Source organism: Salipiger bermudensis (assembly GCF_017309175.1).
Taxonomy (GTDB): domain Bacteria; phylum Pseudomonadota; class Alphaproteobacteria; order Rhodobacterales; family Rhodobacteraceae; genus Salipiger; species Salipiger bermudensis.
The window spans coordinates 98,313-111,808 of sequence record NZ_JAEKJV010000014.1 but is presented as its reverse complement, the minus strand read 5'-3'; the positions used below and the strand labels follow the sequence as shown (position 1 = coordinate 111,808).

12 protein-coding genes, 1 tRNA gene and 2 pseudogenes are annotated in these 13,496 nt (G+C 66.9%); 1 reads left to right on the top strand and 14 read right to left on the bottom strand.

Annotated elements, in window-relative coordinates; translation table 11 throughout:
* Positions 1 to 27 precede the first annotated feature (27 nt).
* The gene (gene cydD, locus JF542_RS17910) at positions 28 to 1,671 is read right to left on the bottom strand and encodes a thiol reductant ABC exporter subunit CydD (RefSeq protein WP_207076834.1); all 1,644 of its coding nucleotides are present in this window, start codon (positions 1,669 to 1,671) and stop codon (positions 28 to 30) included.
* Positions 1,672 to 1,790: 119 nt separating this feature from the next.
* On the opposite strand from cydD, the gene JF542_RS17905 reads away from it, so the two are divergent.
* Positions 1,791 to 2,258, top strand: coding sequence for an RrF2 family transcriptional regulator (locus tag JF542_RS17905; RefSeq protein WP_040544915.1), 468 nt, complete (start codon positions 1,791 to 1,793; stop codon positions 2,256 to 2,258).
* A 336-nt stretch (positions 2,259 to 2,594) separates the two neighbouring features.
* Here the strand turns inward: JF542_RS17905 and JF542_RS24435 are convergent.
* From JF542_RS24435 to iscR, 13 genes and pseudogenes are all read right to left on the bottom strand, one after another.
* Positions 2,595 to 3,197 (bottom strand): annotated as a pseudogene (locus tag JF542_RS24435) (LysR substrate-binding domain-containing protein).
* Positions 3,198 to 3,485: 288 nt separating this feature from the next.
* Positions 3,486 to 3,562: transfer RNA gene (locus JF542_RS17890), tRNA-Arg, on the bottom strand.
* 73 nt (positions 3,563 to 3,635) lie between these two features.
* Positions 3,636 to 4,649, bottom strand: coding sequence for a methyltransferase (locus JF542_RS17885; RefSeq protein WP_207076831.1), 1,014 nt, complete (start codon positions 4,647 to 4,649; stop codon positions 3,636 to 3,638).
* 114 nt (positions 4,650 to 4,763) lie between these two features.
* A complete protein-coding gene (locus tag JF542_RS17880) occupies positions 4,764 to 5,984 on the bottom strand; it encodes a cysteine desulfurase (RefSeq protein ID WP_207076830.1) in 1,221 nt (406 codons plus the stop codon).
* The gene (locus tag JF542_RS17875; protein WP_207076829.1) at positions 5,984 to 6,562 is read right to left on the bottom strand and encodes a YIP1 family protein; all 579 of its coding nucleotides are present in this window, start codon (positions 6,560 to 6,562) and stop codon (positions 5,984 to 5,986) included. Before JF542_RS17875 ends, JF542_RS17880 begins: the two co-directional genes overlap by 1 nt.
* On the bottom strand, positions 6,559 to 7,047 hold the full coding sequence (locus tag JF542_RS17870) for a YIP1 family protein (RefSeq protein WP_207076828.1): 489 nt from the start codon (positions 7,045 to 7,047) through the stop codon (positions 6,559 to 6,561). The genes JF542_RS17875 and JF542_RS17870 overlap by 4 nt, the downstream gene beginning before the upstream one ends.
* On the bottom strand, positions 7,047 to 8,324 hold the full coding sequence (locus tag JF542_RS17865; protein ID WP_207076827.1) for a SufB/SufD family protein: 1,278 nt from the start codon (positions 8,322 to 8,324) through the stop codon (positions 7,047 to 7,049). Before JF542_RS17865 ends, JF542_RS17870 begins: the two co-directional genes overlap by 1 nt.
* Positions 8,325 to 9,080: a Fe-S cluster assembly ATPase SufC gene (gene sufC / locus JF542_RS17860; RefSeq protein WP_007801196.1), complete on the bottom strand. Its 756-nt coding sequence runs from the start codon at positions 9,078 to 9,080 to the stop codon at positions 8,325 to 8,327.
* Between the two features lie 44 nt (positions 9,081 to 9,124).
* A pseudogene (locus tag JF542_RS17855) lies at positions 9,125 to 9,688 on the bottom strand (hypothetical protein).
* Positions 9,689 to 9,874: 186 nt separating this feature from the next.
* Entirely contained in the window at positions 9,875 to 10,072 is a 198-nt protein-coding gene (locus JF542_RS17850; RefSeq protein WP_007801202.1) for a hypothetical protein, read from the bottom strand.
* 49 nt (positions 10,073 to 10,121) lie between these two features.
* Positions 10,122 to 11,654 (bottom strand): Fe-S cluster assembly protein SufB, encoded by a 1,533-nt coding sequence (gene sufB, locus JF542_RS17845; protein ID WP_007801204.1) that lies wholly within the window; start codon positions 11,652 to 11,654, stop codon positions 10,122 to 10,124.
* Positions 11,655 to 11,875: 221 nt separating this feature from the next.
* Complete coding sequence (locus JF542_RS17840) at positions 11,876 to 12,910, bottom strand: aminotransferase class V-fold PLP-dependent enzyme (protein WP_207076826.1); 1,035 nt, start codon at positions 12,908 to 12,910, stop codon at positions 11,876 to 11,878.
* A gap of 123 nt (positions 12,911 to 13,033) precedes the next feature.
* The gene (gene iscR / locus JF542_RS17835) at positions 13,034 to 13,495 is read right to left on the bottom strand and encodes a Fe-S cluster assembly transcriptional regulator IscR (protein ID WP_007801208.1); all 462 of its coding nucleotides are present in this window, start codon (positions 13,493 to 13,495) and stop codon (positions 13,034 to 13,036) included.
* Position 13,496 lies beyond the last annotated feature (1 nt).

Below are 13,496 nucleotides of genomic sequence, written 5' to 3'. Positions count from 1 at the left end.
TGATGACAATAATTTGCGCGAAAGACCTCATGCACTGCCTCCAGTGCCGGCAGCAAGCGTCACCTCGCGCGACAGCCGCGCCGCGAGGGCCGGATCGTGGGTCGCGATGACCAGCGTGCCGCCGGTTCTGGCGAAGTCCAGCAAAGCTTCGGTGATTGCGGCCGCCGTCTGCGCATCGAGATCGGCGGTCGGTTCGTCGGCGAGGATCAGCCCCGGCGTGCCCTGCAAGGCGCGCGCCAACGTCACCCGCCGCGCTTCGCCGCCGGACAGCCCCGCGCCGCGTTCGCCCAGCACCGTGCCAAGCCCGCGCGGCAAGGTCTCCAGCACTGACCCGAGCTGCGCCGCCTCGAGCGCGTCGGGTGCCACTGGCGCGCCGAAGCCGATATTGTGGCGCAGGCTGCGCCCGAGGAAATGCGGCGCCTGCGGCATCCAGCCGATGCCCCCGCGCCATGCGTCGGCACTGGCCGCATCGAGCGGTGCGCCATCGAGCGTGATCGCGCCCTCGTCGGGGCGCTCCAGCCCTGCCATCAGGCGCAGAAGAGTGGACTTGCCCACCCCGCTCGGGCCCGTGATCGCCACAGTCTCCCCGGGCGCGACCTCGAGCTCGGGATAATCGATGCCGCGGTGGCGCAGCCCGCTCAGCCGCAACACCGGCAGCGGCCTCGCCGACGGCATCACCGCTCCGCGACCGAGCCGAGCAAGACGCGTTTCGTCCCGCCACGCGTCGATCTCGGCCAGCACCGCGTCAGCGCCTGCCTTGTCGTGCCAGGCGGCAGCAAGGTCGCGCAGCGGCTGGAAGAAGTCCGGCGCCAGAAGCAGCAGGAAGATCCCCGACGCGGGCGACAGCCCGGCGCCCCAGCCGCCCCAGCCCAGCTCTCCCAACAGCGTGAAGCCGACCCAGATCGCCACCATCGCCACGCCAAGCGCCGAGAACAGCTCGAGCACGGTCGACGACAGGAACGCGATGCGCAACACCGCCATGCTGCGCTGGCGCAGGCCGTCGGAGGCCTCTGCGAACCCCGCCACCAGTGGCCCCCCGGCACCGATCAGGCGCAGCTCCGAGAGCGCCGCCAGCCGGTCGACAAGCAGGTCGCTGAGCGCACCGATCTCGACCATCTGGCGCTCGCTCGCGGATTTCGCCGCCCAGCCGACGAGCGCCATGAAGACCGGGATCAGCGGGCCGGCCAGCAGCAGGATCAGCGCCACGGCCCAGCTGTGCCAGAGCGCAATGGCGAGGATCACCAGCGGCATGACGGTGGAGCGCAGCCGCGCCGGGCGGTAGCGCATCAGGTAGGGTCGCAGCGCCTCGAGCTTCTCTCCCGCCAGCGCCGCCAGAGCCCCGGCCCCGCCAAGGCGCGCGGCATCGGCAGCGCCCGCCTCACGTGTCAAGATCTCCTCGCGCAGCGCGACGATCCGGGCGTCTGCGGCCTCCGAGAGCACCCGCTGGGCCACCCCGTCGAGCACGGCGCGCAGCGCGGCCAAGGCAAGAAATGCACCCGCCGCCGCGAGCGCGGGAACCTGCGCCGGATCGGTCAGAAGACCGCCCAGCACCCACGCCACCACCGCCGCCTGCAGCGGCCAGACCAGCGCAGGCAGCAGCGCCAGCCGGACGCCAAGCGTTTCGGCCTTGTACGTGGCAGGACGGGAAGACGGGCTGGCGGAGGTGGTCATGGGTATAATCCGTATTCGAGATGCGGATTTATCGCCCTCAGGGCCCGCCGTACTTGATCTGGCTCAAGGAAATTCGGCATTCTGATCACAAGATAGGCACCGTGACGAAGGAGGACGTCATGCGGCTCACCACCCGTACGAACCTTGCGGCCCGGATCCTGATGGCCTGCGCGGTGAACCCCGACCGGCGGCTCCGCACGGCCGAAATCGCCGACCTGTGCAATTGCTCGACCAACCACGCCGCCCACGTGGTCCAGCGCCTGCATGCCGAAGGCTATCTCGAGGCGCAGCGTGGCCGCGCCGGCGGCATCCGGCTGGCGCGTGCGGTGCCGCAGGTGTCGATCGGGGCGGTGTTCCGCCTGTTCGAATCCGAGATTCCCTTCGCCGAGTGCTTCGACGCAGACACCAACAGTTGCCCGCTTGTCGGCACCTGCCGCCTGCGAAGCTACATCCGGCGCGCGCTCGAGGCGTTCTACCACGAGCTCGACCTCGTCACGCTTGACGATCTGGTGCGCGGCAATTGCGGGCTCACGGAATTGCTGGCCCTGCACCCGGCCCCACCCCGAGACTGCGTGCCCGGGGCCTAGCTCGGACGCCGGGCTTCGGCATGGGATCGGATGGAGCTTGCCGCTTAGGCAAGGTGCGAGCGCAGCCTGAAGGGCCGTTTGCCAAAACGGAAAGCCTGGGGGTCAGTCTGCGAACTGCGCCCGCATCGAAAACTATGCCAGTTTGAGACCCCCGCGTCGTCAGCGCGATCGGGCCATCTCGTCTGGTTTTGTGACGGCGCCCGTGCGCGCAACCGCATCCCTTGCGTCGGGCCTGGCGCTGAATCGCGTCAATTGCCCGGACTGCATTGATTGCCAGACACTGGCTCTTACACCGGTGCCATCCGCTTCTTCAGGCGCCGAGGATCCGCCAAAAGTCTATCGTTTCAAGAAATTAATCAGCGCCCGCAGCGCGGGCGGGGTCTGGCGGCGACTGAGGTGAAAAAGACAGACAGCGTCGAAGGGCGGCGTCCAGTCCTCCAGCACCGCTTTCAGCTTTCCTGAGGCGATATCGGCGGCCACATCCTCTTCCATGCGCAGGCTCACGGTCCTGCCATCGCGCACGAGCGCCAGCGCGAGGTCGACCGAGTTGCAGATCAGCCCGCCCTCGACCCGCTACCGCAGCTCACGCCCCTCCTTCTCGAACTCCCACGGGCTGATCCTGCGACTGCTGAGGTTGTGATAGGCGACACAGCTGTGCTGCTTCAGGTCCCGGGGATGGATCGAGCGGCCATGGCGGTCCCAATAGGCGGGTGTGGCCACCACGAGATCCCGCAGGGGCGGTCCGACGCGGACGGCGACCGTGTCCTTTTCCTCGTCCTCGCCAAAGCGCAGCCCGCCGTCGAACCCGTCGGCCACGATGTCCTGCAGCTTGTCATCGACGGTGACCTGCACGGTAATCCCCGGATGCGCCGCAAGGAAAACCGGCAGGCGCTGCGCGAGGAAGGTCGACGCGATCCAGTGCAAGGTCGTGAGCCGCACGATCCCCTCGGGCGCATGGCAGAAGACGGAGAGGTCCGAGAGCCCCTCGTCGATCTCGGCCGGCGCCGGGGCAAGGCGGTCCAGGAGCGCCGCGTTGCGTCAGCGCACCGTTGTAGGCCTGCGGGTTTTTGATTTGGGTGCTCGACGGAAAGGCCTTGCGACAGCCTCCCAGCTATACCGATGATTTACCAGATACATCCCTCGCTGAGCCTTGGCGCAACGAAGCCGCTAGGCGAGCAGACCGTGTCCACGCACCAACTCTGTGAAACTCTGACACCGAAAGAAAAATGGCGCACCCGAAAGGATTCGAACCTTTGGCCTCTGCCTTCGGAGGGCAGCGCTCTATCCAGCTGAGCTACGGGTGCCTGCGCCGGGGTGATAGTGCAAAGCAAAGCCGCCCGCAATCGGGAATTCTTGTTCCGCGCCGCTTTCCTGCACTCACTCCGGTCGGCGCGCTTCGGCCAGCATCGTCATCTGCGGGATCATCTCGGAGACCGTCACCTCGGCAAAGCCCGCCGCCCCCAGATCCCTCGCCAGCCCCTCGGCATCGACCGAGCGCGCCTCGGGCGTGAAGGCGGTGTGCTGGAGCTGCCAGAGCGCCGCCAGCGGCGGGCCGCTGCGGTCGGCATGGACCACGAAATCGTGGATCAGCAGCCGCCCGCCCGGCATCAGCCGATCATGGGCGGCGCGGAGCAGCCCCTCATGCGCCGATCCAGGCACGCCGGAGAACAGGTAGGACATCAGCACCACGTCCTGCCCGCCCGGCCAATCGGTTTCGAGCGCGTTGCCCTCGACATACGCGATCCGGTCCGACAATCCCGCCTCGGCGACATGGCGGCGGCCGAGCGCCGCGACATTGGGGAAATCCACGATGGTGACCGAGAGCTCCGGGAACGCCTTGCACAGCGTGATCGCGAAGGCGCCGGTGCCGCCGCCCACGTCGAGCAGCTGGCGCGCCCCGGACAGGTCGATGCGCTTGGCGAGCTGGCGCGCCGGGCCGAGAGAGCCCGCATGCTGGCTCTCGGAATAGAGCCGCGCCTGCTCTGGGTCGGAGAACCATTGCTCGTAGGAGGCCGTGGCCCCCTCACCCAGCGTCCCCGAGACCGCGTCACCGAGCTGGCCCATGAGCCCGTACATCTGCTTGCCGACCTGAAGCCGCAGGTAATCGCCGAAATCGTATTTCGCGCCCTTCACCAGAAAGGCCTCGGCGGCCGGTGAATTCGCAAAGCGCCCGCCCGAGACCGTCACCAGCCCCAGCCCTGCCAGCGCGGTCAGCAGCGTCTCGGCGCGGTCGCGATGCAGGCCGGTGCGGTCTGCCAGCGCCTCTGCATCAAGCGCGCCCTCGGCGAGCACGGTAAAGAGGCCATGATCAAGCGCCGTGAACAGCGCCTGTGACCCCATGAACCCGAAGGCAATTCGCGAAATCTCGTCGGCGTCCGTGACCGGCCCCATGCATCTCTCCCGCTTGTCGATGGTGCGGCGAGGCTATCAGGGGGGCGCGGCGTGTCCAGAAGGATTGCCCGAAACCGACATATCAGGTCGGTTTCGGACCGGAAACGTCACGTCTCAGGCAAAAAGCTCGTGCGCCAGTTCCAGCGCGTCGATCAGCGTGTCGACCTCGGCCTCGGTGTTGTAGAGCGCAAACGAGGCGCGGCAGGTGGCCGAGACGCCAAGGTGATCCATCAGCGGACCGGCGCAGTGATGGCCGGCGCGCACCGCGACGCCCTTCTTGTCGAGAATGGTCGAGATGTCATGCGCGTGCGCCGCACCGTCGAGCGTGAACGAGAAGATGGCCGCCTTCCCGGGCGCGTGACCCTGCACCTGCAGCCAGTTGAGACCGGCGAGCCGCTCCATCGCATAAGCCGCGATGCGCGCCTCGTGGGCCGCGACGTTCTCCATCCCGAGGTCCATCATGTACTCGAGCGCGACGCCAAGGCCGATCTGCTGCACGATGCCGGGCGTGCCGGCCTCGAACTTCATCGGCGGGTCGGCATAGGTCACGACGTCCTTGTGGACTTCCCGGATCATGTCGCCGCCCCCCATGAACGGCTGCATCTCGGCCATCCGCTCCTTGCGGATCCAGATCGCGCCAGAGCCCGAGGGACCGTAGAGCTTGTGCCCGGTGATGGCGTAGAAGTCGCAGCCGAGCTCTTCGACATTCACCGGCATGTGCACGGCGCCCTGCGAGCCGTCGACCAGCACCGCCACGCCCCGCTCGCGGGCCGCGGAACAGATCGTCTTCACGTCGACCACGGTGCCCAGCACGTTCGACAGCTGGGTGATCGCAACGAGCTTGGTCTTCGGGCCGATGGCGTCGATCACCTTCTGCGGATCGAGCGTGCCGGTCTCGTCGACATCGACCCACTTGATCACCACGCCCTGCCGCTCGCGCAGAAAGTGCCACGGCACGATATTGGCGTGGTGCTCCATCACCGACAGCACGATCTCGTCGCCGGGCTCGAAGCGCGGCATGGCCCAGCCATAGGCCACGAGGTTGATGCCCTCGGTGGTGCCGGAGGTGAACACCACCTCCTCCTCGTCCTTGGCGCCGAGGAAGCGGGCGATGATGCCGCGCGTGCCCTCGTATTTCTCGGTGGCGAGGTTCGACAGGTAGTGCAGGCCGCGATGGACGTTGGCGTATTCCTCGGCATAGCCGCGGGTCACCGCGTCGATCACCACCTGCGGCTTCTGCGCCGAGGCGCCGTTGTCGAGATAGACCAGCGGCTTGCCGTTCACCTCCCGGGAGAGGATCGGGAAGTCTTTGCGGATTTCGGTCACGTCATACATCAGATCGCCATCGCGTTGGGGCTTATGCCCATCAGGGATACGAGCAGGCTCATCGCCATGACAAGGACAAGCCCGCCGATCACGAGCACGGCGAGCGCCCGCAGCAGGTTTCCGAAGCCATGAGCCACGTCGAGAAAATTCAGGAAAATGTAGATGCCGGCGAGGAAGCCAAGCACCGCGAGGATCGAGGCCAGCGCCGGGGTCAGAAGCGCCGCGACGGCGACGATGACCTGCCAGAGAATGCGCACCGCCTGCAGCCAGGCCAGCAGGACGGCCAGATCCTCGGCCCGGGCGGTACCGCCCAGCATCCGGCCGACGCCGGTCAGCACCATGACCGACACCACCAGCATCGCCGCGAGCAGCGCGCCGAAGAGCACCGGGCTCATCACGAAGGGCAGCGCGCCGGCCCCCATCGAGACCTGCAGGATGCCCATGACCAGCGCGTTGAGTGCCACGACCAACGCCATCGCGGTCAGGATCGCCTCGTGGCTGAGCCTTGCTGCGATGAGCAGCTGCGCCACCTCGCGCGGGGCGGTGACGGTCTGCCACGCCAGGCGGACGAACCCGGCCGGGGTCATGCTTGAACCGCCTTCTGCGCGGCGGCAAGCCCAGAGAGCCAGAACCACAGGAACACTGCGAACCAGACCAGCCCCACGAGCGTGAGCTGCAGCCCCGGCCCCATCAGCCCGGCCACGAGCCCGTTCAGAAGCACCAGAGGCGTCGCCGCGAGAAGCGCCCAGAACAGCGCCAGCCGCGCACCATAAGCGCTGCCCTTGCCGCCGAACAGCTTGGCGACGAGGTGGCTCAGAAAGGCGACGAAGTAGAACAGCAGCGGCGCCAGCACGAGCCACGCCAGAAGCGCTCCACCCAAAAGCGGATTCAGCTCCGTTTCTTCCAAATGCGCCTGCCGTGACAGGGCCGGCATCTGCGCGATGAAGAACAACGCGCAGGCCGCCATGACGAGCATCAGCGCACGGTCTTCGCGCGGCCCCTGCGAGAGGAGCCGCGCGACGACCTTGCCCGGCCCCCGGTAGGTGGCCAGGATTTCGCGCGAGAGCGACATCAGCCGCGGCGCCGCAGCAGCCAGGCTTCGACGCGCTCGACGATCTCTTCCTGCAGGCCCTCGTCCTCAACCTCCTGCACCGCTTCCGCGATGAAGGCGATGGTCAGCAGGTCCTCGGCGATGCCGCGCGGCAGGCCGCGGGCGCGCAGGTAGAACAGGCCGTCCTCGTCGATCGCACCGGAGGTGGAGCCGTGCGAGCAGGCCACGTCGTCGGCGTAGATCTCGAGCTCGGGCTTGGCGAGGAACTGGCTGTCATCGTCGAGCAGCAGCGACTGCGAGATCTGGTAGCCGTCGGTCTTCTGGGCGTCCGGCTTGACGAGGATCTTGCCCTGGAACACGCCGGTGGCGCCGTTGCGCAGCACCTTCTTGAACACCTGGCGGCTTTCGCAGTTCACCGCGTCATGGGTGATGAACACCGTGTCGTCGTGATGGAAATCGCCATCGCCCATGCAGGCGCCCGCGACATGAGCCACGGCATCGTCGCCGTTGAGCTCGAGCACGCACTCGTTGCGGGTCATCACGCCGTTCACCGTGAGGGTGAAGGTTTTGAAGGTGCTCTCGGTGCCCAGACGGCCGAAGATGTGCGTCGCCGCGCGGCGCTCGTGATCCCGGCCCTGCGTGCGCACGTGATGGAAGCCCGACCGGTCCGCCACGTCCACTTCCATCACCTTGTTGAACCGTGCCGCCGCCGGGCCGTTCTCGAGGATCGTGACGTCGCCACCCTCCTCGACCTTGACCACGTGGTGCAGGATCGCATCGGAGCTGTCCGACTTGTGATGATAGATCAGGTTGATCGGCTTCGACACCTTGCCGGTGACGCGCATCAGGATGCCGTCGGTGGCGAAGGCGGTGTTGAGCGCCGCCAGAGGGCGCTCCACCGGAGTCTGGCCGTTGGCTTCCAGCGTGCCGTAGAGATCCTTGGCCCAGTGGATGTCGGTCGCATCCGCAAGGCGGGCGATCTCGACCCCCTCGAGCGCCAGCTCGTCCGAGGCCTCGACATCGAACACGCCGTCCACGAAGACGATCTTCAGACGGTCGCGCTCACCGAAGATCGGCGCCTCATCGGCCTCGAACACGGAGGCCTTGGGCGCCTCGGCGCTGACCAGCGTCTCGGGACGGGTGTATTTCCAGTACTCGTCACGCGCGTGGGGCAGCCCCATGGCGCGCAGACGGGCCAGCGCGTCCTTGCGCGCCGGGGCCGACCAGCCGCCCTCGGGCAGCTCGAGCGCGGCGATGCGCGCCTCGGTCGCGTCCAGTTTCGGTTGCGGAAGAGCCATTTACGCCTCCTCTTCGATCAGGTGGGCATAGCCTTCGTTCTCGACCTCGAGGGCCAGCTCGGGGCCGCCGGTCTTGATGATGCGGCCATCGTGCATGATGTGCACCACGTCCGGCTTGATGTGGTCGAGAAGGCGCTGGTAGTGGGTGATCACGAGGAAGCCGCGGCCTTCGTCACGCAGCGCGTTGACGCCATCGGCCACCAGTTTCATTGCGTCCACGTCGAGGCCGGAGTCGGTCTCGTCGAGAATGCAGAGCTTGGGCTCGAGCATCGCCATCTGCAGGATCTCGTTGCGCTTCTTCTCACCGCCGGAGAAGCCCACATTGACCGGGCGCTTCAGCATCTCGGCGTCGATCTTGAGGCTCTTGGCCTTCTCGCGCACGACCTTGAGGAACTCGGTCGAGCTCATCTCTTCCTCACCGCGCGCCTTGCGCTGGCTGTTCACCGCGGTGCGCAGGAAGGTCATGTTGCCGACGCCGGGGATCTCCACCGGGTACTGGAAGGCCAGGAACAGGCCTGCCGCGGCGCGCTCTTCGGCGTCCATGTCGAGCAGGTCCTCGCCGAGCAGCTCGGCAGACCCGTCGGTGACCTCGTAGCCGTCCTTGCCCGAGAGCACGTAGGACAGGGTCGATTTTCCCGAGCCGTTCGGGCCCATGATCGCGTGCACCTTGCCGGCCTCGACGGTGAGGTCGACGCCCTTGAGGATCTGCTTGTCCTCTTCTTCAAGTTTCACTTGCAGGTTTTTGATTTCCAGCATGTTTTTCTCCTGTCGGCCGCGGGCCGATCTTCCTCTTTCCGGCCTCAGGGCCGCATCGTCAATTGCATGATCCGCAGCAGGCGCTTCGCCGGGACCGGCTGCGGGGTGATCTAGAACCGGGCCATGCGGCCGGTCATTTCGGGTTGGCCGAGGAACTCCTCGACCTTGTGGTATTGCTTGCGCTGCGCGTAATCGTCGAAGAGCAGCGTCAGCGGTTTCTCGGCAAGGAAGGTCGCCGCCAGCGCGCAGCCCTCGCGAAAGCGCCCGTCCACCAGCACCACGTCGGGCTGACGGAACTCGGGCAACTCCCAGACCTCGAGCGGATAGCGCGGCCAGCGCCGCCACTCGCCGTCGTCGACCGGGTGGCCCCACTCCTTGGTGGCACCGATATCGGACCAGATCACGTCGACCTGGGAGCCCTCGGCGGGCGGGTTCTGATCGAACCAGCCGCGCATCATCTGCGCCCAGTCCCGGTCACTCTCGACCGCGAAGACGGTGCGCCCCGGCAGTTCCGAGGCCACCACGGTCGAGCCGCCGGTGCCGTATTCCAGGATCACCCCGGCCCGGCCATAGGTCTCGCGCAGCAGCGCGGACTCGGCCTCGGGCATCGTGAGCTCCGGGCGCGTTATGGGCGCGGCTCCGGTCACTCGATCAGCACCGCCGTGCCGGAGGCCGAGACCATGAGCATCGAGTTGCCGACCACCATGCCCTTGTAGGCGGTGGTGCGATTGCCCTCGATGCTGTTGGTCGTGGTCACGATCATCTTTTCTCTCCAACCCCTTACGGGGCGAACCTCAGACGGCGGTAAAGTACTTCATCGTCATCATGACAAGCATGGCGAGCCCCGCCGCCGCGCTTGCGGTGAGCAGGACCGAGCCGCCAAGCAGCCCCTCTGTCTTGCCCTTGCGCTTGCGGATGCCAAGCCCGATCAGCACGCCGAGGAAGACGCCAATGCCGGTGCCGAGCGACTGGATGGCAAGTTGCTGGATCATGTCCGGTCTCTCCCGAGGGGGTGGGCTTGCCGCCCACCCGTGCCGTGCGTCAGCCCACCGAGCCTTCGAGCGAGATGGCGACCAGCGCCTGCGCTTCCATGGCAAACTCCATCGGCAGCGCCTGCAGCACTTCCTTGCAGAAGCCGTTCACCACGAGAGCCACGGCCTCTTCCTCGTCCATGCCGCGCTGGCGGCAGTAGAACAGCTGGTCGTCATCGACCTTCGAGGTCGTCGCCTCGTGCTCGCAGCGCGAGGAGTTGTTCTTCACCTCGATATACGGAACCGTGTGGGCGCCGCACTTGTCGCCGATGAGCAAGCTGTCGCACTGGGTGTAGTTGCGCGAGTTCTTGGCCTTGGGGTGCATCGAGACGAGACCGCGATAGGTGTTCTGCGCCACGCCGGCCGAGATGCCCTTCGAGACGATCCGGCTCTTGGTGTCCTTTCCAAGGTGGATCATCTTGGTGCCGGTGTCGGCCTGCTGGTGGTTGTTGGCGATGGCGATCGAGTAGAACTCGCCCTGGCTCTCGTTGCCACGCAGGATGCAGGACGGGTATTTCCATGTCACCGCCGAGCCGGTCTCGACCTGGGTCCACATGATCTTCGCCCGGTCGCCGCGGCAATCCGCGCGCTTGGTGACGAAGTTGTAGATGCCGCCCTTGCCCTCTTCGTCGCCGGGGAACCAGTTCTGCACCGTGGAGTATTTCACCTCGGCGTCTTCCTCGACGATGATCTCGACCACGGCCGCGTGCAGCTGCGCGGTGTCGCGCTTGGGCGCGGTGCAGCCTTCAAGGTAGCTCACGTAAGAGCCCTTATCGGCGATGATCAGCGTGCGTTCGAACTGGCCGGTGTTCTCGGCGTTGATGCGGAAATAGGTCGACAGTTCCATCGGGCAGCGCACGCCCGGCGGCACGTAGACGAAGGAGCCATCCGAGAATACGGCGCTGTTGAGCGTGGCATAGAAGTTGTCCGACACCGGAACGACCGAGCCGAGATACTTCTTCACCAGCTCCGGGTGCTTTTCGATCGCCTCGGAGATCGAGCAGAAGATCACGCCGGCCTTCTCGAGCTCCTTCTGGAAGGTGGTGCCCACCGAGACGCTGTCGAAGACGGCATCGACGGCCACCTTTCGCTCGGGGGCGTTGGCATCCGCGGGGGCATCCTCGGCGCCCTCCACCCCGGCCAGAACCATCTGCTCCTTGAGCGGGATGCCAAGCTTCTCATAGGTCGCCAGCAGCTTCGGATCGACCTCGTCCAGCGACTTGGGCTTGGTCTCCATGCTCTTGGGGCGGGCGTAGTAATACTGCTTCTGGAAGTCGATTTCCGGATACTCAACCATCGCCCAGTCGGGCTCTTTCTTGGTCAGCCAGCGCCGATAGGCCTCGAGGCGCCATTCGGTCATCCATTCCGGCTCGCCGTTCTTGCTCGAGATCAACCGCACGATGTCCTCGTCGAGGCCCATCGGGGCGTATTCCATCTCGATCTCGGTTTCCCAGCCGTACTTGTAGGTCGAGACGGCTTCGACCGCGTCCACGGTCTCCTTCTCGACACCTTCCTTGACCGTCACGTTGTCAAAGGCTGCCATGCGTTCTCTCCTGTCATCGCGCGACATGCGCGCGTCTCGTGCTTCCACTGGCGCTGCGGGCGCCGCCTGTTCTCGTCTCGCGCCCGAGGGCGCGGTTAAATCCCTACGCCCCGCGGCGCGGTCTAATCCCTGCGCGTCTCAGCGCGGCCTCCTCCGGCCCTTGCGGCACATATAGGGACCCTCGCCCCCTCCTGCAGCCCGGAGCGCCACTTTCGCGGCGCTCAGCCGGTCCGCCGCCGGTATTGTTTCAGCCAGGCCTCGGCAAAGCCCAGCACCTCTTCCTCGGTCGACTGCGGCCCGAGGCTGACGCGGATGGCGCAGCGCGCCGCCTCCTCGTCATGGCCCATGGCCTGCAGCACGTGGCTCGGACGCAGCTTGCCGCTGGAACAGGCCGAACCGGCACTGACCGCGTAGCCCGCAAGGTCCATCTGCATCACCTGCGTCTCCCCCTTCCAGCCCGGCATCGCGAAGCAGGATGTATTGGGCAGACGCGGAGCGTCATTTCCGACAAAAATAGTCTCTTCCGCGCTATCTGCAATCACATTCTCTAGAATGTTTCTAAGTTTCTCGACCCGCGCCCAGACGCCCTGCTCGAGATCCAGCGCTGCGGCCTCGGCAGCGGCCCCGAAGCCCGCCACCCCGAGCAGGTTCTCGGTGCCCGCGCGCCGGCCCATCTCCTGCCCACCGCCCCTGAGCTGAGCCTCCAGATCGGTGCCACGCCGTAGCACCAGCGCTCCGATGCCCTTCGGTCCGCCCAGCTTGTGGGCCGAAACCAGCGCGGCGGTACAGCCGGCCCAGTTGAAGGCAAAGGGGATCTTGCCGAAGACCTGCGTGGCATCCACCACCGCGAGCCCCTGCGGCAGCTCCTGCACCACTCCGGTCTCGGAATTCGCCGCCTGCAGCGCGGTGCGCCCGGGCGCGTCCACCTGCACCTGCCCGCGCCCATCGACCGTCAGCACCGGATCGATCCACGCCGCCACCGCGTCATGCTCCACCGGCGCGCCCACGAGGCCCCGCCCGGCGCAGGCCAGCGCCGCGGCCTCGGTGGCGCCGGAGACAAAGATCACCTCCGCCCCGTCGGCCCCGAAGGCCGACGCCACCTGCCCGCGGGCCCGCTCGAGGAGCCCCTTGGCCGCGCGGCCCTCCGCATGGACAGACGAAGGGTTGCCCACCACGTCCATGGCGGCGATCATCGCCGCACGAGCCTCCGCCCGCAGCGGCGCGGTGGCGTTCCAATCGAGATAGGCGCGCGTCACGTCAAGCTCCTTGCCGGGCCGCTTGTCCGGCCCATTGTCTTCTCTGGTTCAAAAATACCTCGGGGGAGTCCGCGCTCGCGCGGACGGGGGCAGCGCCCCCTCACCTCCCCGGACGCGACAGGATCAGGCCTCGTCGACCACCGCAAACAGCGAGGGCACCGCCGGGCATGGCGCCAGCGAGTTGCCGACCACGTCCGACAGCCGCGTCTGGTGCAGAAAGACGTAGACATGCGCCGAGAGGCTTTGCCACAGCCGGTTGTTCAGCGATTGCGCGCGGCTGCCCGAGGTCGCGCCCGACGCGCCCGCCCCCTTGTGCATGGCGTCCACCGTCTCGTCCACGGCGCCGAGGATATCGACCACGCGGATTTCCGAGGCCGGGCGTGCCAGGCGGTAGCCGCCACCCGGGCCGCGCACCGACTCGACCAGCCCCGCCCGGCGCAGCTTGACGAAGAGCTGCTCGAGATAGGGCAGCGACACGTCCTGCCGCTTCGAGATATCGCCCAGCGTCACCAGAACGCCGTCCGGCTGCATCGCGATGTCGGTCAGCGCGACCATCGCGTAGCGCCCCTTGGTACTCAGCTTCACG

Bases quoted from the DNA above. Each gene is read 5' to 3' on its own strand.
- JF542_RS17885 (WP_207076831.1), bottom strand. From the start codon at position 4,649: ATGGGGCCGGTCACGGACGCCGACGAGATTTCGCGAATTGCCTTCGGG.
- sufB (WP_007801204.1), bottom strand. From the start codon at position 11,654: ATGGCAGCCTTTGACAACGTGACGGTCAAGGAAGGTGTCGAGAAGGAG.
- cydD (WP_207076834.1), bottom strand. From the start codon at position 1,671: ATGACCACCTCCGCCAGCCCGTCTTCCCGTCCTGCCACGTACAAGGCC.
- JF542_RS17850 (WP_007801202.1), bottom strand. From the start codon at position 10,072: ATGATCCAGCAACTTGCCATCCAGTCGCTCGGCACCGGCATTGGCGTC.
- JF542_RS17875 (WP_207076829.1), bottom strand. From the start codon at position 6,562: ATGACCCCGGCCGGGTTCGTCCGCCTGGCGTGGCAGACCGTCACCGCC.
- sufC (WP_007801196.1), bottom strand. From the start codon at position 9,080: ATGCTGGAAATCAAAAACCTGCAAGTGAAACTTGAAGAAGAGGACAAG.
- JF542_RS17870 (WP_207076828.1), bottom strand. From the start codon at position 7,047: ATGTCGCTCTCGCGCGAAATCCTGGCCACCTACCGGGGGCCGGGCAAG.
- JF542_RS17905 (WP_040544915.1), top strand. From the start codon at position 1,791: ATGCGGCTCACCACCCGTACGAACCTTGCGGCCCGGATCCTGATGGCC.
- JF542_RS17865 (WP_207076827.1), bottom strand. From the start codon at position 8,324: ATGGCTCTTCCGCAACCGAAACTGGACGCGACCGAGGCGCGCATCGCC.
- JF542_RS17880 (WP_207076830.1), bottom strand. From the start codon at position 5,984: ATGTATGACGTGACCGAAATCCGCAAAGACTTCCCGATCCTCTCCCGG.